Origin of the sequence: Asanoa ishikariensis (assembly GCF_900107455.1) — a bacterium.
In the GTDB taxonomy this organism is placed as follows: Bacteria; Actinomycetota; Actinomycetes; order Mycobacteriales; family Micromonosporaceae; genus Asanoa; species Asanoa ishikariensis.
Map to the genome: position 1 here is coordinate 473981 of NZ_FNQB01000005.1, position 22737 is coordinate 496717.

20 protein-coding genes are annotated in these 22737 nt (G+C 65.8%); 13 read left to right on the plus strand and 7 right to left on the minus strand.

What is annotated here, in order from left to right; all coding sequences use genetic code 11:
• Positions 1-416 precede the first annotated feature (416 nt).
• Positions 417-929 carry an RNA polymerase sigma factor gene (locus BLV39_RS39050; protein WP_239084040.1) on the plus strand — a complete coding sequence of 171 codons (513 nt, stop codon included), beginning with the start codon at positions 417-419 and terminating at the stop codon, positions 927-929.
• Entirely contained in the window at positions 922-2175 is a 1254-nt protein-coding gene (locus tag BLV39_RS39055) for a sialidase family protein (protein ID WP_143050092.1), read from the plus strand. Before BLV39_RS39050 ends, BLV39_RS39055 begins: the two co-directional genes overlap by 8 nt.
• Before the next feature lie 545 nt (positions 2176-2720).
• Here the strand turns inward: BLV39_RS39055 and BLV39_RS45235 are convergent.
• The gene (locus BLV39_RS45235) at positions 2721-2903 is read right to left on the minus strand and encodes an alpha/beta fold hydrolase (protein WP_373315433.1); all 183 of its coding nucleotides are present in this window, start codon (positions 2901-2903) and stop codon (positions 2721-2723) included.
• Positions 2904-4490: 1587 nt separating this feature from the next.
• Here BLV39_RS45235 and BLV39_RS39065 point away from each other — a divergent pair.
• Positions 4491-5006 (plus strand): hypothetical protein, encoded by a 516-nt coding sequence (locus BLV39_RS39065; RefSeq protein WP_090803841.1) that lies wholly within the window; start codon positions 4491-4493, stop codon positions 5004-5006.
• Positions 5007-5272: 266 nt separating this feature from the next.
• Here BLV39_RS39065 and BLV39_RS39070 read toward each other — a convergent pair whose 3' ends face one another.
• Both BLV39_RS39070 and BLV39_RS39075 read right to left on the minus strand, forming a co-directional pair.
• Positions 5273-6508: an MFS transporter gene (locus BLV39_RS39070; protein WP_090803844.1), complete on the minus strand. Its 1236-nt coding sequence runs from the start codon at positions 6506-6508 to the stop codon at positions 5273-5275.
• Positions 6489-6737, minus strand: a complete 249-nt coding sequence (locus BLV39_RS39075; protein ID WP_239084041.1) for an ATP-binding cassette domain-containing protein — start codon at positions 6735-6737, stop codon at positions 6489-6491. Before BLV39_RS39075 ends, BLV39_RS39070 begins: the two co-directional genes overlap by 20 nt.
• 318 nt (positions 6738-7055) lie before the next feature.
• Between BLV39_RS39075 and BLV39_RS39080 the strand changes: the two genes are divergently transcribed.
• Complete coding sequence (locus tag BLV39_RS39080; RefSeq protein WP_090803847.1) at positions 7056-7577, plus strand: GNAT family N-acetyltransferase; 522 nt, start codon at positions 7056-7058, stop codon at positions 7575-7577.
• Positions 7578-7767: 190 nt separating this feature from the next.
• Here the strand turns inward: BLV39_RS39080 and BLV39_RS39085 are convergent, their stop codons facing one another.
• From BLV39_RS39085 to BLV39_RS39100, 3 genes are all read right to left on the minus strand, one after another.
• Positions 7768-9096, minus strand: a complete 1329-nt coding sequence (locus tag BLV39_RS39085) for a sialidase family protein (RefSeq protein ID WP_090803850.1) — start codon at positions 9094-9096, stop codon at positions 7768-7770.
• Positions 9097-9117: 21 nt separating this feature from the next.
• Entirely contained in the window at positions 9118-9678 is a 561-nt protein-coding gene (locus BLV39_RS39090) for an RNA polymerase sigma factor (protein ID WP_239084042.1), read from the minus strand.
• 836 nt (positions 9679-10514) lie between these two features.
• Positions 10515-11093, minus strand: coding sequence for an RNA polymerase sigma factor (locus BLV39_RS39100; protein ID WP_176985312.1), 579 nt, complete (start codon positions 11091-11093; stop codon positions 10515-10517).
• 459 nt (positions 11094-11552) lie between these two features.
• Here BLV39_RS39100 and BLV39_RS39105 point away from each other — a divergent pair, with 459 nt between their 5' ends.
• From BLV39_RS39105 to BLV39_RS39120, 4 genes are all read left to right on the plus strand, one after another.
• Entirely contained in the window at positions 11553-12083 is a 531-nt protein-coding gene (locus BLV39_RS39105; RefSeq protein ID WP_239084043.1) for a SigE family RNA polymerase sigma factor, read from the plus strand.
• The gene (locus BLV39_RS39110) at positions 12080-12889 is read left to right on the plus strand and encodes a hypothetical protein (RefSeq protein WP_090803858.1); all 810 of its coding nucleotides are present in this window, start codon (positions 12080-12082) and stop codon (positions 12887-12889) included. Before BLV39_RS39105 ends, BLV39_RS39110 begins: the two co-directional genes overlap by 4 nt.
• A gap of 251 nt (positions 12890-13140) precedes the next feature.
• Entirely contained in the window at positions 13141-14670 is a 1530-nt protein-coding gene (locus BLV39_RS39115) for a hypothetical protein (protein ID WP_090803860.1), read from the plus strand.
• Between the two features lie 73 nt (positions 14671-14743).
• On the plus strand, positions 14744-15430 hold the full coding sequence (locus tag BLV39_RS39120) for a glycosyltransferase family 2 protein (RefSeq protein WP_090804155.1): 687 nt from the start codon (positions 14744-14746) through the stop codon (positions 15428-15430).
• 910 nt (positions 15431-16340) lie between these two features.
• Here BLV39_RS39120 and BLV39_RS42705 read toward each other — a convergent pair.
• The gene (locus BLV39_RS42705; protein ID WP_143050094.1) at positions 16341-16493 is read right to left on the minus strand and encodes a hypothetical protein; all 153 of its coding nucleotides are present in this window, start codon (positions 16491-16493) and stop codon (positions 16341-16343) included.
• A 464-nt stretch (positions 16494-16957) separates the two neighbouring features.
• On the opposite strand from BLV39_RS42705, the gene BLV39_RS43430 reads away from it, so the two are divergent.
• From BLV39_RS43430 to BLV39_RS39140, 5 genes are all read left to right on the plus strand, one after another.
• Positions 16958-17134, plus strand: a complete 177-nt coding sequence (locus BLV39_RS43430; protein ID WP_176985314.1) for a hypothetical protein — start codon at positions 16958-16960, stop codon at positions 17132-17134.
• A gap of 87 nt (positions 17135-17221) precedes the next feature.
• Positions 17222-18445: an FxsB family cyclophane-forming radical SAM/SPASM peptide maturase gene (locus tag BLV39_RS39125; RefSeq protein ID WP_090803863.1), complete on the plus strand. Its 1224-nt coding sequence runs from the start codon at positions 17222-17224 to the stop codon at positions 18443-18445.
• Between the two features lie 30 nt (positions 18446-18475).
• A complete protein-coding gene (locus BLV39_RS39130; protein ID WP_090803866.1) occupies positions 18476-20257 on the plus strand; it encodes an HEXXH motif domain-containing protein in 1782 nt (593 codons plus the stop codon).
• Positions 20250-21539 carry an MFS transporter gene (locus BLV39_RS39135; protein WP_090803869.1) on the plus strand — a complete coding sequence of 430 codons (1290 nt, stop codon included), beginning with the start codon at positions 20250-20252 and terminating at the stop codon, positions 21537-21539. Before BLV39_RS39130 ends, BLV39_RS39135 begins: the two co-directional genes overlap by 8 nt.
• Before the next feature lie 48 nt (positions 21540-21587).
• Positions 21588-22700: a hypothetical protein gene (locus tag BLV39_RS39140; RefSeq protein WP_090803871.1), complete on the plus strand. Its 1113-nt coding sequence runs from the start codon at positions 21588-21590 to the stop codon at positions 22698-22700.
• Positions 22701-22737: the final 37 nt, after the last annotated feature.

Genomic DNA, 22737 nt, shown 5'->3' on the forward strand with positions numbered 1-22737 from the left:
ACTGCGATCGGCTCAGGCAGTGCGTGCCCGCTGGGCAGGGTGAGGCTCGTGGACGAGCCAGGTATCCAGAGGTGGGACGAGTACGTCCCCGCGCGTATTGATAGTGCGAGGGCGGTCGATCGTGTTTGCCGGGCCGGGCAATCGCAGGTGGCGGCACCTGAAGTAGGCGACGCCGTGGGGTGGGTGCCCACCCTCCATTTTGCGGCGGCAGTCACCACGGTGGACCACGCCGCTGAAGCTGTAGGGACGGCGCGACTGCGGAGGTAGGTCGCCTGATGTCGGCCAGGACTTAAGCGAACTGATCTCGAGCCTCGCGCGAGGTTGGAACCTTTGGGCGGCCGTGTTCGTCGCCACCATAGAGGCCCCGAGCACATGATTGGAAGGCGTCTTTGAGCCATCGAGAGGGTATCCGCGAGTTGTATCTCGCTAGCTACCAGCGGCTGGTGTTGCAGCTCTACCCGGTGACTGGCGAACTTGGCGAGGCCCAGGAGGTCGTTCAGGAGGCGTTCGTCAAGTTGCTCGCCGCGCCAAGCCAGCTGTCCGGGTTGAGCAATCCGGAGGCCTGGTTGCGCACCGTGGCCGTAAACCTCACCCGGACCCGGCGACGGCGCGGAAGGGTTTTGCAACGGCTACTCGGACGGGTCGGCGCCGGGTCAACCGACGTGCCGGGCGCCAGCCCAGACCACGTCGCGCTGATGTCGGCGTTGCGCGCGCTGCCGGCCGGGCAGCGTGAGGCGATCGCCCTGCACTACCTCGCGGACCTTCCGATCACCGAGGTTGCCGAACTGCTCCAGGTCTCGGTCGGCACGGTCAAGTCACGGCTGTCCCGCGGCCGCACAGCGCTAGTCGGCCTGCTCGGCGAGCATCCCACCAACGACGACCTTGAACGCACCCACTCGAACCCACGCAGGAGCGCCCGTCATGTCTGACGTGAACGATTACTACGACCGCACGGCGGTGGCCGCCCGGGTCACCGCACCGCCGTTCGCCGAGCTGGTAGACCGGAGCCAGCACCGCGCTCGCCGCGCCCGGAAAGCTCGGCTGGCCGGTGTGGCCGTGCTCTCGCTGCTGACCGCCGGGCCTTTGCTGGCCCTGCCGGGTGGGAGCGCGCCGAATACGCCAGTGGCAGCTCCATCGCCATCTGTACGAGCGTGGAGCTCCTTCGATATCATGATCGAGTTTTACGACACCCACTTCGGCGTCGCGCAGTACCCGGGCGAGTCCTGTGGCGAGGGGTGGCTCTCGGTCACGCAGGATGGCGGAAAGACCTGGAGCGAGCTGCGCGCGCATCCGAAGATCCCCGACTTGTCCGCCCGGACGGCCACACCCGGGGAGCCCGCCTGCATGAGGCCGGCGGCGATGCTGACTGCCCCGGACACGCTGGTGATGGCGGCCACGATGCGGCAGTCACAGCTGGCCGGTGGGCCGGCCTACATCAGCCACGACAGGGGAAGGAATTGGCGGGAGTATCAACCACAGGTACGGGTCGCCGACTCGGTGCCGGCCGGTGTGATCCCTCGGTGGCGCTGTGACGAGCAACGCTGCAAGGAGGAGGGGCTCGGCTGGTACGACCCGGTGACCGGTGACTGGATGGTCCTGAAGAACCAACCCCCAGGTGCTAACTACATCAGCGTCACGGGGGCGTTCGACGACAGCATCTGGGTGGACGGCTCCGGCCCCGACGGCTCCGGACAATTCCAGCTGGCGGTCAGTCACGACCGAGGTCGAACCTGGCTGGACCGAACCCCGAAGGAAGACATCGACTGGTTGGCACGCGCGGGCTCCCTCACCGCATTCGACGGAAGCACCGCCTACCTCTACCCGATGATGGACACCACGCAGCCTGATCCGTTTTCCCTGTACCGCACCACCGATGGCGGCAAGACCTGGCTACCGGCGCCAGCCGCGCAGGAGTTCAAAGACGTCGTGTTCGTGTGGACGAACCGCCAGGGCGCACTGAACATCGCGGACCTGACTCACCATCAGCACCTGAGCATGGACGGCGGCAATACGTTTGCCGACATCACATCGCCTGTGTGGGGGGCGACGCATATAACGGGAGGCCTCCAAGGTTGGCCGATCGACGTCGCCGCGGCGGATCCCGTCGACATGTACCTCAGCGACGACGGAGTCACCTGGCAGCCAGTCGAGATTCCCTACTATCAGCGGTCCTGACGACTACGGGCGCATCCGCCGCCCCGCCGCCGGTCGTGTTTGCGAAGGAGGCCGACCTTGGCGCCGCAGATATGACCGGCAGCGGTGGCAACCACGATCGGCCGCGCGTCGCCGTGGCCGCGCGACTGCGGTTGACGGCGCCGATGGACACGTGCCAACGGTCGAGTACTGCCACCAACACGACGCCACGTTGCCTTGGCGCACTGCGGCTCAGCGGTCTGCGTAGTCACGATGGCAGAGTCGGCCTGGCCTGGTCTCCGATGTCGCTGGTGTCCATCCACGTGGTGAACGGTGCGTCAGTTGCTGGATGGTCGTCGGGTATCGCAGGACTCGGTTTGCCCACGTGCCTCCCGGTGCTCGTCGGCGCGGAGGGTCTGGTTGGAAGGCTGCCCTCGGACACAAGCAAACGCTGATTCATCGCGGTGGCCCAGGCAACGGTGCCGCCCCAGTCGTGACCGACGAGCAGCGCGGAGTCGGCGCCGCGCTCGTGGACGAGGCCGCGGATGTCCCCCGCCAGCTTGTCAATCTCGTACGCGTCGACGCCGTCAGCCCGAGACGAGAGGTTTGTAGCCGCGCATGTCGGGTGCGACGACTCGGAATCCGGCCGCCGCGAGCGACTGAATCTGCGACCGCCAGCCGTACCAGAACTCCGGAAAGCCGTGCAGCAGAACGATCAGGGGCCCGGCAACCGACCACGCTGAGAGTTCGACAACTGGGTACGGCAGCAGGCGCTAGCAGCCGGCCAGGCACACCACGGTCGCCCATAGGGATCGTCGCAACAGGTTCGGCGACTATCGACTCTTCGCCATCGTGCGAGACGCTGGATAGCGGTTGAGCTCGGCGTAGACCTGGCCGACGCGGCACGTCGCCTCCCTGGTCTGCGCGGCGCCCGGTGATCCCCGGCAGGGGAGAGGGACCTAGGAAAGAGGCGCCACAGGCGCCCACGGTTCTGAACAGAGCCGCTTGCGGTCGTTGGCTCGGCCGGAACGGTCGCGCTATGCGCCTCGCATTGGCGGTGTGGTGGACCCGGTCCTCGCCGCCGCTGAGCGCCGACGAGGACCGGTTTCACTGCGCCCTCCAGCCTGGACCTGGCCTGCTTGCGATTCGCTATCCGCGTGCCGGGCGACCAGAGTGCCGAAGCGAAAGGCTCGGTATGCCCGTGAATGCTCGTGCCGAGCCCCTACATGTCAGTTAGCGCCGTTGGGGCTGTAGTCGATCCAGCCATCCGGCTCGTAGCTGGTCGAGCAGGCAGTGATCGCTAATCACCGAGGTAGATCCCACCGTTTTTCGAACACCACAGTGGCCCGCTTGATATAAGCCTGAAGCAGCTGCGGTAATAGTTGAATTTTCCCGCAGGGACGGCAGGCGTGATGAAGGTACCACCATTGTTTATCGGATAGGTTGAGGCGACGGTAACCCAGGACCCGCCGTCGGGCTTGGATTGCAGCGCGACTTGGTGCACGTTTCTCTGACCCACCCCGCGTACCTGGCCAGTTGGCCAGCTACCGGTGTACTGCACGTCGCAAATGTACGTGAAAAATGTGCCGCAACCGCCGCCATCCCACGGGTACCACTTGACCGCTTGGGCGGGCACGGCCGTGGTGGCCACCACGGCGAGCGCGAACAGCATCCCGGAAACGGCTTGCAAGCACCGCCTCTTGAGTCGACCCATTAAATTCACTCCCCTCATAACGAACGGTCATCAGCAGGTGCGCCCCCGCACCTGCTGACATTGCTACACTTCTCGGTCATGCTGGCCGAATGAACGAACATTGCATGGCCCACTCACCAGTTCTTTACCTTGCAGTTCCTCCTCTGAAGTGAAAATTGTAAGCGAGAAGATTGACCTCACCGCCACTTACAACTTCCTGTCGAATGACGCCCGCCCTCCACCGGCAACTCGACGACCACCTCCCGAATTCGACGCAGCTGTGCCTCCGACTCCGTAACCCGCCACGCCAAGACGTCAATCCGCTTAGTCAGCGACCTCTCCAACCGATCAGGCCGCTCGGAGCGACGGCTTCGACCGGTGTGCCAGCGAGCCGTGCAAGCAGGACGCCGAAATACCTAAGGAACCAGACCGGCCGCTCATCGCTGCCAATCGCACAAGCCCCAAGTGCGCGACTTGTACGCCGACTGTCATGGTGGTTTGCGCCGCCTCCCGTTCGTCATCAGCTCATCATCGGTTGGACACCGACGCCGCCCGTCTCGGAGCTGGATGGGCGGTGCTGACCTGCAACGAAGACTCGAGTTCAGGCAGCGTCCCACCGACGTCCTCCCGGCGCTCATTCATGGACGACCGGTAGGGTGATCCGATGTTCAAGGTGCTGAACGGCGTGGCGTGCCCGGGAGCCACAGCTTCGGCTGACCCTTGGATTCCGCTCACCGTGTCATGGGCGGTCAGCCTGCGCGGCGGTCCGCTCTACCTGTACGTCAGGGGCGACGACGGCGGTTACGTGGAGCTCAAGGTGGACCCCGACTCGGGGGCGCTGTACGCGCTTGTGATCGTCGATCTCCCCCAGCACGTCGATCGGTCGGTCAAAGACGCTCCGACAAAACCGGATCCGCTGTCACCGGTCTTTGACCTGGGCCTGTGGGAATGGAAGAACACCCCTGATTACAAGGAATCTGCTAAGCGCGATACGGACGCAACGAGCACCCTCGCCTATTCCACGCCCGGCAATCTGTTCGCGCTCTGGTTTTCTGGTTCCCCCGTCAGCAGTTACTTGGAATGTGGCGCGGTCCGGGTGGGCGTTTCTGACGTCGATGAGCTGGTAGGCATCGTCGTCAACCGGCCGCCCGTCATAGAGCCAGTTCTGACTCGAGGGTGACTACCTTCGCGTGACGACGCCGAAAGCGCGGCGCTGCTCCTCGATCAGGGCGGCGCTTCGTCGTGGCCGGCCGCTGGACCGGCGGAAGATGTCACCAGCGGTCGGCTGGAGGTCGGCTCCTCGACAAACCTGGCGATGCCCTCGGCCAAGTCGTTGGGTCGGGTGAACGTGAACAACGAGTACGAGGGTGTAGCTGGCGACGGCGCGCAGCGGAAGTTCCGCCTCGCTCACTGTCACACTTGTCCGCCCCACTCGCCGTTGATGCCTTACGACGCCACGGGACGGGCTGGCGGCGTGCCAGCGCTGCCGACCATCGTGGGGTGTCGTTGTGCCCAGCGGATGGCGGGCGGTGCCAACAGTCCGGTCAGAGCGAACATGGCGCCGGCGACGAACCAGCCGGGTGTGCCCCAGGTGATGCAGAGGGCGATCAGGAGAGCGGGTCCGAATGCGTCGGCCAGGCCGGCGCCGAGGCCGAATACGCCCAGGTACTGCCCGGTGGCGTGGATCGGGGCCAGGGCGAAGGAGATCTCGAATCCGGCGGCGGCGTGCCAGAGCTCGCCGATCGTGTGGATGACCGCCGCGACGAGCAGCAGCGTCACGGCCGCCCAGGCGGATGTGGCTCCGGTGAGGGCGATCAGCGAGCAGGAGGCGAGGAACGCGACTCCGGACCGTCGATATGCCCGTCCTCCGGCGGCTGGCGAGTCGATGCCGCGGCTGGCGCGGACCTGGAAGGAGACCACCATGAGGGTGCAGACGAGCATGGTGCCGGAGATGGTCCAGGCCGGTGCGGTCGTCGCCGTGACCACCCACAGCGGGATGAGGACGGTGAGCACCTTGAACTGGATCGCCATGACGCCGTCGATCGCGGTCAGCACGAGGTAGGGCCAGTCGCTGAGGGCCAGCCAGCGTGGGCCGGGAGCGGCCGGCTCCGGAGCGACCGCGGGCAGGGCGACGAGGATGACGGCGGAGATGACGAACGCGATCGCGTTGCCGAGAATCATGAGGTGGTACGCGGTGAGCGTGCCGACCTGGACGGTCCAACCCGCGCCTAGGGCGCCGAGCGAGATGCCGACGTTGGTCACGCTGCGCAGGTAGGCGCGGAACTCCTGCGGTCGGTCGCCGCCGTAGTGCCGGATGAGTGGGCTGCGGGCGGCCAGGCCGGCTGCTTTCGCCCCGGCAGCGGCGCTGACGGCGAGGACGAACGGCCAGAAGTCGTGTACGAGCACGAAGGCGGCGGTGGCGAGGGCCTGGACGGCGAGGGTGACGGCGTAGACGCCGCGGGCGCCGTGCCGGTCGGCGAGGTGGCCGGCGCCGATCCCGACGGCCAGCGCGAGGGAGCCGGCGATCGCGAGTCCGGCACCCACCTGAGTGGCGGGCAGGTGCAGCGCCTGGGTGAAGTACAGGACTCCGGCGGTCAGGTACAGGCCGCTGCCGACCGTGTAGACGAAGTTGGACGCGGCGAGCAGACGCTGGGGTGCGGTGTCAGGCAGGAGTCGCGGCATGGCGGCGTTCCCGGATCCGTGGGAGTTGCACGACGCGGTCGGCCCATCGGGTGAGCAGTGCGTGGTCGTGGCTGACGAGGGTGCCCGCGCCGCTGGCCCGTTGGTACTCGGTGAGGACCCCGGCGACGTGGGCATGGGTGGAGGCGTCGAGCATCGCGGTCGCCTCGTCGCAGAGCAGGTAGCCCGGGCGATGGGCAAGGGCACGAGCCAGCCAGACGCGGCGGATCACAGGGCACTCCGAGGTTCGAGGGGTGTACGTTGCTCCTGCATCATCATGGTTATTGCAAAGTCCTGGCAATAACGGAATAGTGAACGTCGTGGAACGACCCGATCGGCCGGCGTGCCGCTCACACCGATCGCCTCCTCAGGGGACCTGCAAGGTTGGGTCGTTCCACGCCAACTGCCCGGCCGTCGGACTCCGCGGCCGGGCCGGGCGCTCACCGATGGGCCTCAACCTCGCGAGCGCCGCCATGACCAGCCGTCCGGCAGCGATCGAGACCGTGCTGAACGGCGTGAGCCACCCGGGCTTCGCCTCTCGGGCTGCGGCATGACCGCGCTCGCCGTCCGCCTGGCCACCGCGGCCGACGCGCCTCTACTCGCGGCGATGAACAGGCATCTCATCGAGGACCAGCGCCACCACAGCACGGCCACCACCGCCGACCTCGAAGCGCGGATGCGGCGCTGGATTGCCGGCGACCAGTACGCCGTCGCGCTCGTCGAACGCGATGGGCTGTCGGTCGCGTACGCCGTCTGGCGTGATGACGAGGACGGCATCTACGTGCGGCAGTTCTTCCTCAGCCGCGACCATCGCCGCGAAGGCCTAGGTCGGGCCGGCTTCGCGGTGCTGCTCGACTCCTGGGATGACAAGCCGATCAAGCTCGACGCCCTGGTGCACAACGAGCGCGGTCTTGCGTTCTGGCGCGCGTTGGGCTTCCGGGACTACAGCCTGATCCTCAGCCTCGATCGGCCAGGGTCAGACGACGGTCGTCAGTTGGACCGCCGCGACCGTGACCTGTCCGGCACCGAAGATGGTGACGGCGCGACCGGAGACGCGCGGGCAATGGCCTGACCGTCGCTGCGTTCCACTGAGGTGGGGCGGTGTGACGCAGCCAGCGCGTGCTGATCTGTTGGTGACGGACCCACGGCAGACGCCCCGCCGATTCGGTGCCGCGAATGGTTGTAACGCCGGTACGTCAAGGCCCGTCCGTCGATGAACTCGCCATCGATTTCGACGTCAGGCCTGCGTGCCATCCTCCTCATCACCGCCGGCGTGCGCTCCCGCACGCCACGAACGACTCAGGCAAAATTTCGGTGCTTCCGACGCGACATTGGGACCGCTGGTAGTAGGGAATCTCCACCGGCTGCCATGACAGGCCGTCTTCGCTGAGGTACAGGTCGACGGGGTCTGCTGCGGCGACGTCGATCGGCCAACCTTGGAGGCCGCCGGTGATGGGGGATGCCCCCCACACAGGCATTGTGGTAGGTGCGAACGAGTTGCCGCCGTCCGTGGTCAGGTACTGGTTACGTTTCAGGTCCGCAACGCTCAGTCCGCCTTGGCGGTTGGCCCACACGAACACGACGTCTTTGAACTGTTGCGCGGCCATCTGAGGGTGCCAGGTCTTACCGCCATCGGTGGTGCGGTACAGCGAAAACGGGTCTGACTTTGCGGTGTCGCTCATCGGAAAGAGGTAGGCGGTGTTGCCGTCGTACGCGGTGACCAAGCCCGCGTGGGCGAGCCAGTCGATATCTACGGTCGGGGTTCGGTCCACCCAGCTACGGCCTCGGTCGCGGCTGACCGCGAGCTGGAACTCGCCGGAACCGTCACGTCCGGAGCCGAGGACCCACATGCTGCCGTCGAACGCCACCGACACACCTACCAGCTCTACCCACGGGGGTTGGTTCCTCAGAACCATCCAGTCGCCTGCCCCGGGGTCGTACCAGCCGAGCCCCTCCTCCTTGCATGGTCGCTCGTCGCAGCGCCACTGCGGGACGATCCCGTCCGGCACCGAGACCGCGGCCCTGACCCGCGGTTGATACATTTGCCACGACTGGCCGCTGTCGTGACTGATGAAGGCTGACCCTCCATCCGGGCCAGACTGTGGGTAGGTCACTGGGATTACGAGCGTGTCTGGAGCGGCCAACACTACGGCGGTCCTCACGCAGCCAGCGTCGCCATCACTGCCATCCTCAGGTTGATTGGACGGGTCTGGGATTCTGGGAAGCGCGCGTAGCTTGCTCCATGTTTTCCCTCCGTCCTGCGTGACCGAGATCCACCCCCCGCCACAGGACTGGCCCGGGTACTGCGCTACGCCATAACGAATGTCGAAGAACTCGACCGTGATTTCGAAGGCGTTCCACGCCGGCGGAGACGTTGTCGGAAGGGCCACCGGGGAATTCGGTGCGTTCCCACCGGGTAGGGCCAACAGCACCCCGGGGGTCAATACGAGGAACGCCGCCACAATGGCCAGGCGGGTATTGCGGATGTGATGGGCGCGGCGGCGGCTTCGATCCACCAGCTCGGTGAAGGGCGGCTGGGTGATCTGGCCAGAGACCGCCGTACGGTCGTAGCGGTGGTGCACCTCAGACATGGTCGGCGTTCCTCCATGAGCTCACGTGAACACTCTTTCGGGCTTGTCGTCCGGGGCGGACTCTCTGAGCAGCCGCGACAATGCAGTTCGGCCACGCGATAGCCGTGACTTCACCGTTCCGGCCGAGACCTTCAGTAGGTCGGCCACCTCGGTAATCGGCAGATCGGCGAGGTAGTGCAAGGCGATCGCCTCGCGCTGCCCAGTAGGCAACGTGAGTAGTGCTGCCATCAAGGCGACGTGGTCCGGGCTGGCCCCGGGCACATCGGTCGACCTGGTGCCGGCGCGGCCGAGCAGCCGCTGCAAGACCTTCCCGCGCCGTCGCCGGGTGCGGGCGAGGTTCACGGCCGCGGTGCGCAGCCATGCCTCCGGGTTACCCAGCGTGGACACCTGGCTTGGCGCAGCGAGCAGCTTGACGAAGGCCTCCTGCACGACCTCCTGGGCCTCGCCGAGGTCGCCGGTCACCGGGTAGAGCTGTAACACCAGCCGCTGGTAGCTGGCGACGTACAGATCATGGATGAGCTCTCGATGACTCAACAACGCCGTCCAATCCTGTGCTCGGGCCTTCATACTGGCGACGAACACGGCAGCCGAAAGGTTCCCTTATGGGGCGGTCGTCGCATGCAGCCGTCAGCGGTTCACCGGCCGCCACCTTCCGCCGCCACGGGTCGCAGCAGATAGACCAGAGCGATGGTGCGAAAAGCCGGCGGCCCGTTGAACCGAGATCGCTGTGTGGGCATCGCCCGCTGCCCGCCGGTCCGAAGCAGACGCGCCCCCACGGGCGCCGCGACTCGGTCCAAAAGTGCAGGTCAGTGGCCGTTGAGCAATGGCATCGCGCCGGTCGTTGCTGAGGGCGGGTCACGCCAAGCCTAGGAACGGGATTCGATCAACGCTGACCTGGCGATCGTGAAGGTTTCGCGCCGTGTGATCGCGTTCAGTTGGCCTTAGACCTAGAAGATCCGAATTGTCCTTCGAGCGTCTCCAGGCGAAAAGGCCTGGGGCCTCGTCCCCCGTTTCGATGCACGAGGCCCTAGAAACCGCGGCGGTGACCATTCGGCGAGCTCTGCTTATCGCAGCAATTCCTTTCTGTTTCCCTATTGACGGGCTGGAAGCTAGCAGCGGTCATAGCGGTCGACAACGAGGGTCGTCATCAGTTCGTCATGAGCCCCGCGTGGCGGTGAGGAACCGGTGATGGGGTGATGGCAAACCGATGCTGGCTACCAGCCGACGATGTCCGGGTTGGCGGTTGGGCTGCGGCCGGCTTGGCGGTGGCCAGCACCAGCCATCGGCGGCGTCCAGCGCCTCGAAGACGACATCGGGCGTGGTGGGTGCGTCGAGCACGGCCGAGTCGTCTCGGACCGTCGCCGTGTCGATGGTCGTGCCAGCGCGGAGCGCGCGAACGTCGGTCGCACCGGGCGGTGTCACGAGCAATACCGACACGCTTTGCCCAGGCGGATCGCCACAAGTGCGGAGGACTTGTTCGGATCCGACGGCAGCCATTCGCCGGCTCCGCTTCTCATGAGGCCGTTCGCGGCCGGCCTGTCGAACGAGTACTCCGGCTCGGCGCGCCACCCACCGCCGACGGTCGGGTAGGCGATCAGTGTCGCGCGGCCGTCGACGCTGCCGCTGCTGTCAGGTTTCGCGCCCTCGACGCGGCCGCTCGCGTACGCGACGGCAGTTGGCGTAACGCGGCGAGCACGGCTTGTCGTTGGACCACCCGGTCCGCCGTGTCGTCGCCGCCGCGCTCGGGCGGCGCGACCCCGGTCACCTCGCGCGACCGCCATCGGTGCCACCCGGTGATGTGCGAGTTGGCCATGGTGCGGCGCAGGTAGGCGACGGGACTCGTCGATCTTGTGCCAGCGGCGTAGCACTTTGACCGAGGCTGACTGCACCAGGTCCTCCGCGTCGTGTGCCGACCCGGTCAGCAGGTACGCGATACGCAGAAGGTCGCAGTAGCGAAGTTCCACGAACTCGCCGAAATCGGTGTCATCAGGTGCCACTCGCCGCTCCTTCTGTGTCATGGACACCTACCTGACTTCAGTCAGAAGGAGAAAGTTCCATCCGGTGACTGGCGGAGGTACGTGGGCTTACGAGGTGCGGCGGATTCGTTCCAGGACGACGGGTCACACCGGCATGGTTGGCACGCAGTCGAGTTCGGGAGTACGAACCGAAATCAGCTAAATCAACGCAGCCTTGGCCCTTCCCGGTGGAATCTGCGGCGGCGATGCCCTCGTTTGTCATCAGTGGAGTGTCAGCGCCTCCGCGACAGTTGATGTTGGGTTCGTGACATTTCTGTGACGGCGTTATGAGGGGGGCGCCTACGTTCGGCGCAAACTTCGCCACAGATGTTCCGGCCGAGGCGGAGGCCGGACGATGGACACACGTCTTCCAGGTGCGTTAAATCCGTCGACCGCATTTGGTGTGGCATCCATGCAACTATCCGCGGTCCGCCGTCGTCCTTGTTGGGCGTCGAGGGGAGTTCGCTGGTGCGAAATTATGAGGGGCTGACGGAGCTGGTCGCCGTCCGGGGGCCGGCTTTGTTCGCCACCGCTGTGCTGCTGACCGGTAGTCGGGCTGCCGGTGAGGATCTGTTGCAGGCAGCGCTGGAGCGGGTGATGCGGTCCTGGCGTCGGGTTGACGGCGACGTGGAGGGATACCTGCGGCGCACCATGTATCACCTCGCGGTCGATTCGTGGCGACGACGCCGACGTAGACCAGAGGTCCTGGTGCCGGTCGACCCCCCACCGTTGGATGACGGGACGGAGAGGTTCGCGGTTCGAGAGGCATTGATGAATGCGCTCGCGGACCTACCGGCCAGGCAGCGCGCCGCCCTGGTCTTGCGCTATTTCGAGCAGCTCACTGAGACCGAGGCCGCCGAAGTCCTCGGCTGCGCAGTCGGCACCGTCAAGTCGAACACCTCGCGCGGTTTGGCCCGACTCCGTGAGCTCACCGCCTCTTGGGAAGACCTTTCGAATGGAGTGTCCCGATGACCACTCGGTTGGAAGAAGAACTGGCAGACGCGATGCGGTCGCGCGCCGAGCGCCTGCGCCCTACCGGCGGCCTGGTGGAGCGTGCCGTCCGGCAGCACCGCCGCAGGCGGACGCGCTCAATCGCCACTGCCGGCGCCTTTGCCGTATTGGCGATTGCCGCCGCCGCTACCTTGTCCCCGACGTATGGGCGAACAGACCAAACGCCCGACGGGCCGGCGATGTTGCCCGTCGCCGCGATTACCGAACGGGCGACCGCGGCGCTCGCCCTTGACGACATCGAGCATTCCGTGACGACCGACAACCGCTACGGCACTTACGAGGAGTGTTGGCGGGATCGCGTTACTGGCGACTTCCGCTGCAGGTACAACGAGTCGAAGCCTCGAGTACGTGACACGGAAAGTTGGAGTGTCGTACGGGCGGCCTCACCCGGAAAAGTGACCCTGCTTCATACCTTCGTCGACCACACCGCACGCACCTGGGCCACACGTGACATGGAGATCCCGGCCGGGTGGCCTTCCCACGAGCCGGAGTCTCCGCGGTCACTCCTCGAGCGCGGAGAGCTCGAGATGGTCGGTGAGGAATCGATCGATGGAACAGCCACCTACCACCTTCGCCGTCAGCATTCCGACGTCACCGGCTACGCCGGCGTCGATCACCTTTGGGTGGAGACCGCTAGCTTCCGGCTGGTCCGGTCTGTCTTCGAGAACGACTACCGGAGACAGACCGATTACGAATGGATTCCCCGCAGCACCGAATCTCTCGAGTTGCTGAAGCCCGCTGTTCCAAACGGCTACTCCCGCCGATAAAACGCTAGAGATGTCGCGATCTCGGGGTTGTGCTGGTCGTCCCTCGACGTGGACGACCAGCACGAGCCCTTGATCGAACAGTAAGCGACGGCACAGCAGACCTTGGCCCGCCGTAAGCAGAGCAGGAGCAGCAAATCTTGGTTGGCCCCAGCACGGTTGCCGTACCCACAACCGCTTCAGCTGGCGACACGAGGCCGGACGTGCCCAACCTGTCGCCTCGCTTGGCCCTGGCCCGTTGCCGATGGAGTCGGTTGCTGATCGAAGCACCGTGGCCGGCGGCCCTGCTGGTCGTCACGTTCGTCATTCACGATGTTCCGGCGGCCGTACGCCTGCCCTACTGGCTGGACGAGGCATGGGTCGCGGTGTCGGTCCGCTACCCGGTGACCGACCTCCCCGAGGTGACCAGTTCGACGCCGATCGGCTGGACCGCGTTGCTGCGCTTGATCCCGGACCCTGACGCACTGCGGCTGCTGCCGCTGGCTTTCCTCGGTGTCTCGGTGCTGGGCGGCTATGCGGTCGCGACGGTACTGCGCTGGCCGTCGACGGCTCACCGGGTGACCGCCGGGCTGACCACCGGCCTAGCGGTCGTCTTGCTCCCGGCGCAGCACCTACGCCACGACCTCAAGCAATACACAGCGGATGCGGCCGTCGCGCTCCTCCTGCTCGCGATGGTCGGCTTCGCCGAGGCGACATGGTCGTACCACCGGCTGGCGTTGCTGATCGGCGTTAGCACCTTCGGAGTGCTGGTCAGCCACACCGCGATGTTGGTCGGCGGCTGCGCAGTGGGCGGACTGGTGCTCACCGCTCTTGTCCGCAAGCAGTGGCGAGCCGCTGCCGCGACGTCGGTGGCCGGACTGGTGATCGTCATGGCGTTCGGCGCCGCGTACTTCGGGCTCGCCAAACAGGGCAGCCATATCGCGATGGCGAATTATTGGAACAGCTTCTTCCCGCCGCTCGCGGACCTGCCTGGCTATCTGCCCGAGCGCGTGCGGCTATTGGAGCGAATCATGGGTGCGCCATGGCAGATTCTGCTGCCGTTCGCCGCAGCCGGCGTGGTCGGCGCTGCCCGGTTGGGCCGGCTGTCAGTCGCCATCGGCGCGGCGATGTTGGCGCCCGCTGCGGTGGCGGCTGGGGTTGCCCGGCTCTACCCGCTGCTCGACCCGCGCACCTCGCACTTCATGCTCGTAACGGTTATCGCGTTCGCGGCGCTCGGCGTCGCCTATCTGGCCACACTGCTAGGCCGAGCGCTCAACCGAACCGTGCCCGGAGCGGCGTTTGCCGCAATGCTCGCGCTCACCATCGTCGGCGGATACGCACATCAAACGTCGCCCTGGTTCCGCTTCGACGGCGATGACAAGGCCCTCGGCGAACGCATACCGGCGGCTTCGGAAGATGTCCGGACGCAGGTCAGATACGTCTGGACCCATCGCCGTCCGAGCGACATCGTGTTGGTCGGGGGAGCGGCGGCCTACGGCTTCGCCTTCTACTGGCCGGAAAAGCCCGGGCGACGGCCGGATCCGGAGCTAGGAACAGGTTGGCGGCCCGCCTACGCCGACACGTCGATCGTGCTGGCAGCCGGCCGTGACGCGATTTCCATCCGAAGCGCGATCGTTACGGCAACCGAGAACGCGAAGCGCTCTGGTCCGGGCGCAGTGGTCTGGGTCATCCGAACACACGTCAACGCAACGGAGGAACGGAAGTGGAAGCAGGAAACGGCCAATCTGAAGCTGCGCCTGGTTGTCGCCGGAGGGGACGCGGTACCGCGGCTCGAAGGTTGGTAAGAGTATGGCAAGAACCGGGCCATGGGCAGTCCGATCGGATCGTCGCGACAACACCTACTCGGTGGAGGGTCCGGTGAAGCTCTCGATCCTCATGCCGGTCTACAACGAGGAAGAACGCATCGCGGAGGCGCTCAAGCAGGCGCTGGCGGTGGAGTATCCGTGCGAGATCGAGCTTGTCGTGGTCAACGACGGCAGCCGGGACGGCACCGGTGCGATCCTCGACGCGGCCGATGACGCCCGGTTGCGGGTGATCACGCATACGCGCAACGCGGGCAAGGGTGCGGCGATCAAGACCGCGGTCGACTCTGCCGAGGGTGACTACACGGTCGTCCTCGATGCCGACCTGGAGTACGACCCGTTGGACATCCCGAAGCTGCTGGAACCGGTGTTGGACGGGCGGGCGAAGGTGGTCTATGGCAACCGGACGTTCGGGAGTCACAGCGCGTACAGCTTCTGGTACGTGATGGGCAACAAGGCCGTGACCACCGCGGCGAACGTGCTGTTCAACTCGTACATCGGCGATCTCGAAACGTGTTTCAAGCTGTTGCCGGTCTCGCTCTACCGGTCGTTGGACGTGTGGTCGCGAGGCTTCGGCATGGAGGCCGAGGTGACCGGGAAGTTGCTGCGTCGCAAGATCCGGCCGTACGAGGTGCCGATCAGCTATCACGCCCGCGGCCGCGACGAGGGCAAGAAGATCACCTGGAAAGACGGCGTCGAAGCACTGTGGATCCTGGGCCGCGAGCGCGCCCGCAAGCGCTGACTACGGACACGTTTCAAGATTGGGGAGGAGAAGGCAATGACTGCGGAGGAAGCGAAGGTGACAATCCTCGCCGCACGCGAGACGGCAGAGAATCGAATGGCCGGGGCGATCGTGCTCGGCAACGCGCCCAACTAGTCCTACCGGCCACGGTTGACGGGGTTCATGTGTGCGCCTTGGCTGCGTCCCGCCACGCGAGCTCGCGTGGGACCGGCTGGGACCTGCTGCGTTTCGCCGAGGAAAAGACGCGAGCTGTAGGTGCTGCCGTGATGCGCGGTGTCGGTGACGTCGGCGGCGGCCGGTAACCGTCCTGTCCGCGATCCCAATCGGGCAGCGAGTTGGTGACGTAGCCCGTCATGGTCATGGGGTTGACACCGCGGAGCTTGGCGAACTCCTCCCGGTCGATCAGCCGTCCGGATCGTCGACGCCCCGCGCGGCAGGCGGACCCTGGTTGCGGGGCCCGGTAGGCGTCCAGCCCGGCGAGCGGAAACCAGTCCTGGCCGTCTTGACGGTCCTGCAGCGGGCCGACCCATCTCCTCGAGTAGCGGTGAGTCCCGGACCATCCAACGTATTCGAGGTGGCGGCACGGTCCGGGCCGCCATCTAGAAAATCGGCCCGCCGCCGATGCCTAGCTTGACGAAATCCGCGCCGGCGCCTACGAGGAAGCGGAACGCGCGAGCGTCCCCGACGTTGCCGGGTCCCACCACAGCAGGTGCCGGGTCAGCGTGTCGAGTCAGGGCGTGGTGCGACAGTCCCGGATGCCAGGAGGGCCGCCATTTTCGACGCTCAGGTCAGCGCTTCGGGGTCGAGGTGGGTAGTAGAGCGGTTTGATGCCGATGCGGTCCCGGCAAGGGGTCAGTGCTTGGAGGCCGTCGACTCCATATCGCGAATGCGTACATGCCGTTGAGCCGGTCTAGTGCGGCAACGCCCATTGCTGCCAGGCGCGCAGGACGACCACGGTATCGGTGCGCGTGGTGAACAGGAACCGGCGGGACAGCATGCCACGCAGTTTTGGAGCGTTGTGAGTCTCTCCGTTGTAGACGGTGGGGAGGTGGTCGCGCGTCATTGGCTAGTTCCCGGCGTCGCCCAGGTCAATGACCGCGAGCCGCCGGTGGCCTGGTGCCACGCCAGGTTGGTACCGGGATCCGGCGCCGTGCGGCCCACGGTGGGCGAGGGCATCGCTCATCCGGGTCACGGCCGCGATGCGTCCTTCGGCGGTGCCGCCGTCGCCGCCGATGTGCAGGATGCCGGCGACCGCAGCGGGAGAACCGTACGGTCATGGTGCCGCCCTGTCGAGCTGGCTATAGAGCCCGATGAGGTGGGCGAGAGCGGCGCCGTGCACACGCGACCTGTCGAGAATGCCTGATGATCAACCAGTGATGAATATGTGTATCTAGATGCCAGAATCATTGGTGTTCCGATGGCCATTCGGGTGAATTCGTAGCACGGGTCGGTGCTATTAAGCGGCACCTGGGAAATGTGTCCAATGCCCAACAGGGCGATGGTATTGAGTACAACACGGAGGATCGCGTGGAAAAAACCGCACGTGGCCAGGGCGGTAGCGCCTTGGCGGAGCTGGTCAACGAGGACCTCGAAGAAATTCTGGCCGACGCGTCGCCAGCGCTCAGGGCTTCGCTGGAGCGCCAGTACTCCGCGGATGCCGACAACAAGTTTGGGTTCTGTTCATTCCTGGATGCCGACCTCTAGCGGGGCGACTTGCAAAGGGGCTGCTCGGCATCTCGTGCGGGGCAGCCTCTTTCTTGCTAGATTGCGGGTGGATTGCGGAGAGGGATTATGCAAATTGGCCCTGCTATAAACCAGGCCTGGCCGACCCACGGCCTGGATGTCGGCGCATTGCGGCGAGGTGGATGGCAGCCACAGCCGTTTAACGAGTTCATTCTCAAAGTTCACAGCAGGTGCAACCTCTCGTGTGACTACTGCTATATCTACGAGATGGCCGACGATGGTTGGCGGGGCCAGCCGCAAGTCATGCAGAAACCGGTCGTCATCGCCGCCTGCAAGCGCATCGAGGAGCACGTGCGGCAATTCGGCGTCCCGAGCGTCGCCATTGTCCTGCATGGTGGCGAGCCGCTGCTCGCGGGTCACGAGGTCATCGATGGACTGCTGCGGCAGGTCTCCATGACCGTGGCGACTGCGTGCCGTACGAAGATCGGGATGCAGACCAATGGCCTGCTGCTCGATGAGCGCTATCTGCGGATCTTCGACGAGTGGGACGTGCGCGTTGGGATTAGCGTGGACGGCGGGCGCGAGGCGAATGACCGCCACCGGCGGTTCCGCAATGGATCCGGCAGCTTCGATCAGGTGGCCAGCAAGATCGCTCTGCTCACCAGCGGCGACCGCCGCCGACTGTTCTCCGGGCTGCTCTGCACGATTGACCTGGCCAACGACCCGGTCGGCACCTATGAATCTCTCATCGAGTTCGACCCGCCAGGCGTGGACTTTCTGCTGCCACACGGCAACTGGTCCGCGCCGCCGCCGTCGAGAAGCCCGGACTCGGAGTCGACGCCATACGGCGACTGGCTGATCGCGGTCTTCGACCGTTGGTACAACGCACCCCGCCTCGAAACACGCGTGCGCCTCTTTCGGGACATCATCCAATTGATCATTGGGGGCAATCCAACGTCGGAATCCGTGGGGCTATCACCCATTCGTCTCGCTGTCATCCAGACCGACGGCACGCTGGAGCAGGTCGACACCCTGAAATCGGTTTTCGCAGACGCCGCCAGGATCGACGGACTCGCAAAGGACAGCCCGCTGGCACACGCTCTGTGGAATCCGTCGATCATCGCCCGGCAAATCGGTGTCGATGGGCTCTCCAAAACGTGTCAGGAATGCCCGGTCCGAACGGTCTGCGGTGGTGGGAACTACACTCACCGATATCGTCGCGACACGGGATTCATCAATCCGTCGGTCTATTGCCGAGATCTCCTGAAACTCATTACTCACATCAGAACTGCGGTAACCCGAGACATCGGGCGACTCGGAGGCGGGGGATAGGAGTTGCGAACATCGGAAGATAGGCGCCTCGTGGAGGACGTGGGCGCAGGCTACGGCCACCCCGAGACAATGCAGGCACTTCGCGCCAGCCAACTGAAAAGACGACTGATCATTCTGGCCACCTTGATCAATGAGGCATCGGAGCGGTGGCCAGGCGACGTCGAGCGCGGCGGTCTCCGGTCCGCATACGAGCGCCTGTGCGCGATAGACGAGCAACGCCCGCAATTGGTCGAGGAGATGCTGCTGTATCCCAACACCGGTGCCTGGTTGTCGTACGCGATGCGACGGATAAGGCGAGGATCCGCATCGAACAAGCCATTGTGGCCTGATCTCGGCTATCTCGGTTGGCTCGCGGCCAGCGCCGCAGCTCAACTCGGGGAGGCCGGTGCGATGCCGGTGGTCATCCGAGCGGGCGTGGTGCTGCTGCCAGGGAAAGGACTAGCCAAACTATCCTCCGAGGAGGTAGATGGGGTAGGCGAGGTTCGGTGGGACCGTTCGGGCCTCCGCGACGTCCGCTGGTCGGCGGTTGAGGTTCGCGTGTGCGAACCGTCCGACGGCCAGGACGTGAGCTGGAAGCCACTGCGGGGGCTGCGATCGCCGCACGGCAACGGCCTCGAGGTGTATCTGGACGATGTGGATCCGTTCCGGCCCCTCGACCGGGTCCGGCAGACGTACCCGGCCCATCCCACGGTTGGTCGGCTCGCGGACGACATGGCGCGCGAATGGCAGGAGAAGTTCGACGGCGCCTGGGAATTGTTGAACCGGGACTTCGGGGGATATGCCGCACCTATGGCGTCCGACCTCCGGGCGATCGTGCCGTTGACCGCGAGTCCGACGGGAGAGGGTGCCAGCAGCGCCTCCACGGAGGCCTTCGGCTCCATAAACATGTCAGCGCCCTCTGGCCAGCACCAGATGGCTCTGAACCTCATCCATGAGTTCCAGCACGCCAAGCTGGGGGCACTCACCGACATGGTGCGGCTACACGAGGAGTACGACCAACGCACGTTCTACGCTCCCTGGCGGGACGACCCGCGGCCCCTCGGCGGACTTCTGCAAGGCATCTACGCGCACATCGGAGTCACCGAGTTCTGGAGAGTGCATCGAACGCGCCCCGACGTGGACGTGGCCTTGGCCGAGGTCGAGTTTGCTCGGTGGCGGACCCAGGTCAACCAGGCCTTGGCGGAGGTCAGGAAGTCGGGCCTCCTCACGGTCGAGGGAGTTGTGTTCGTCGACGCCATGACGACGGCGGTACTGGGCTGGCGGGACGAGCGGGTCTCGGCGGAGGCGGACACCATCGCCGAGGAGACGTCCACCGCGCACTGGGTCGCGTGGTGTGTGCGGAATCTGGCGCCGCAGGCCGACACCGTACGCCAGCTCCTCGATCGCTGGTCGTCGGGACAGCCGGCCGGCGAGATACCTCCGAGTGAGCTCGTCGATCAGGCCCGCGTGCCCATGGGGCACCGCAGCGCGCTGTCGCCGAGCTACATGAAGCTGCTGGCGTCGCGCACTACTTTCGGCGGTACGCCGTCCGCAATCAAGCCTAGTCCGGGCGAGTCGGCCTTCATGCTGGGCGACGACCACCAGGCGATCTCGCTGTTCGAACGGGAGCTGGCGGAAGACCCGATGCATCCACGGCCCTGGGCGGGCGTCGTGCTCGCAATTCGGCGCCGGTGTCCGGGCGCGAATCTCTCCCTCCTCCTGCGCCGTGCGGACGTGGTGGCCCACCTATTCGACGCGATCAGACGCGCCGGCGGGACGGGCGATCTGCTGTCGTTGTCGACCTGGTTGTCGGGCAGTGCTCGACATGACTAGCCACGGCGTTCTCCATAACAAGCAGTTCCTGTGGTTGTGGATCGGCAGCACGGTCTCGTTGGTCGGCACGTCTGGCGCCCATATCGCTTACCCGCTTCTCGTACTGACACTGTCAGGATCGCCGGTGTTCGCCGGTTGGGTGGCGTTCGCAGTCTTGCTGCCTGCGATACTTCTGCAGGTACCGGCCGGTCTGGTGGCCGATCACTCGAATCGCCGGCACGTCATGCTGGGGTGCCAGGCCGTCGGAGCGCTCGGTGCCGCGCTAGTCACCATCGGCGTTTACTACAACGTTTCGTTCCTCCTTGCGGTGCTGTTGATGGTGGCCTTCGTCGAAGGAAGCCTCTCCGTCGTCTTCACCGTCGCGCAGGTTGCGGCGATCCGGGACGTGGTGTCCGAGGAGCAGCGTGCGTCTGCCTTCGGCTGGTACGAAACGCAGCAGCCGTCGTCGCGTCTGGTGGGGCGGGCGATCGGATCCGCCCTGTTCGGTGTCACGCACTGGCTTCCGTTCGCGGTCAACTTCGCATCCTACGTTGGCACGCTCGGGACCCTCCTGCTCCTCCGACCCTCCCGGTTCGAGCCGAGGCGCCAGTCGGGCCGACCGGACGCAAACTCGACCTGGGTCAATGTCAGTCGGGGATTCCGCTGGGTTTGGTCGATCCCGTTCGTTCGGGATGCCGCTCTGATCGTTGGGGCTCTGAATGCGGTCTTCCAGGTCGTCATCCTGGTCGTCATCGTGGCGGGACATGACGCCAACTGGCCATCGTGGATGGTGGGAATGGTCCTGGCCAGCACGGGTGTCGGCGGGATACTCGGTGGCCTAGTCGCGCCCCGACTTAATCGGCGATTTCCGCCGCGGCTCGTGTTCGCGGCGGGAACGGCGTGTTGGGCACTCTTCCTCCTGATGTTCGCAACGACCACGAACGCGGGTGTGGTGGCGCTGGCGTGGACCGGTGTCGGCGCCGTTGGAGCAGTCACCAACGTCGCGGTCAGTGTCTATTTGGTGGAAGCCGTGCCCGATGCGGTCTTCGGGCAGGCGGTCGGAGGCGTGGCGATGCTGAACACAATGGCCGTGCCGCTCGGGCCCATAGTCGGTGGCTATCTCATCGACGCTTGGGGGACTCGGGCAACCGGCTGGCTGCTGTTCTGCGCGACGCTAGCGGTAGCGATATTCGCCAACCGGAGGCTTCGCGCGAATCGGGGTGGAGGGCACGGCCTTGCCTTGGTCTCGGGTGACCAGCTCGACCCGGACGACATGAACCGGCAGCAATCGGCAGTGAGGTGATGTGGGCATGTCTGCGACCAGTCCTCCCGGTCAGCTTCGGTGGTCGTCATGCCACTAGCTGACCCGAATGCGCGGGCCCGCAGCGGGTTGCTGCTGGCGTCGTACTTCGACCTGCGCACGGCCGAGGGGCCGTTGCACGCTCAGTCCGTGGCCGACGTGGGCCGCAAGTTTCTGGCCGGCCAGCCGATCCCTCCCTATCAGGAGATTGCCCCGAGCATCCTGCGTCACATGATCATGATTGACGATCCCGATGTGCCGCGGATCAGTGATCCTAGGCAGTTGGCAGGGGCCAGGCGGACGGCTGAGTGGGACGCCCTCTGCGTGCAATTGGAGTGGTGGCCCAAGCTGGCGCCGGAAGCGCGCCTCCGGATCGCGCAGGTCCTGCTCAAGCTGGGCTTCTGGCGAACCATCGCTGTGCAATGCGCGGAACCGAACAGTCAGGTAGGGCCGCCGCCGGTCGCCCTCCAACTCCGGCGCATTCGGCACGTCGCCGAGACCAAGCTGGCCGGCCGGGACAACGTGATCTTCGCTCCTGAGTCCCATCCCGATCTCGTGCGGCTCGCAACTGGCGAGGAGAACGAGGTGTCAGCGAGGATCCCCGCGGCACTGAACCTGCTCATGCATCACGCCCGTTCGCCGGAGCGACCCGAGGAGCAGATCCAGCGGTGGAGCACACTCGCGCGGAGTCTCGTCGAGTCTGCTCCCTCGTCGTCGTTGAGCCCTATCCTCCTCAGTGCCTACTGGCGTGGCCTCAGCTTCATCTCCTTTCGGGGCGGCGCGCATGCGGAGACCGCTGCCATGCTCGACGAGGCGGAATGGGCAGCGGACCGGGCCGTCGAGGAGGCGGATCCCGACCGGCGTCTGCTCGCCTGTGAGAACAGGTACCTAGTCGTGCTCACACGTGCCCGCGCCGCCGCGGCGGCGGGAATGTTCGATGCCGCGGAGCGGTTCCACCGATCCCTGGTACGGCAGGACCCGCTCAGTGCGCAGGCGCATGTACTGCTCGGCGAGTTCCTAATGGTCCGGGAGAGGTTCCACGAGGCGGTGCCTGCCTTCGCCACTGCGGCCCGCCTTGGCGCTCCATATAGCGGCTACGCCCGCAACCAGGCCATTCGTTGTGCCGCCTTGCTGAAGACACATCGCAAGCCGGCCGCGTCGTGATCAGCTCCCCCGCAACCCTGCGCCCGCTTCGCTGGAT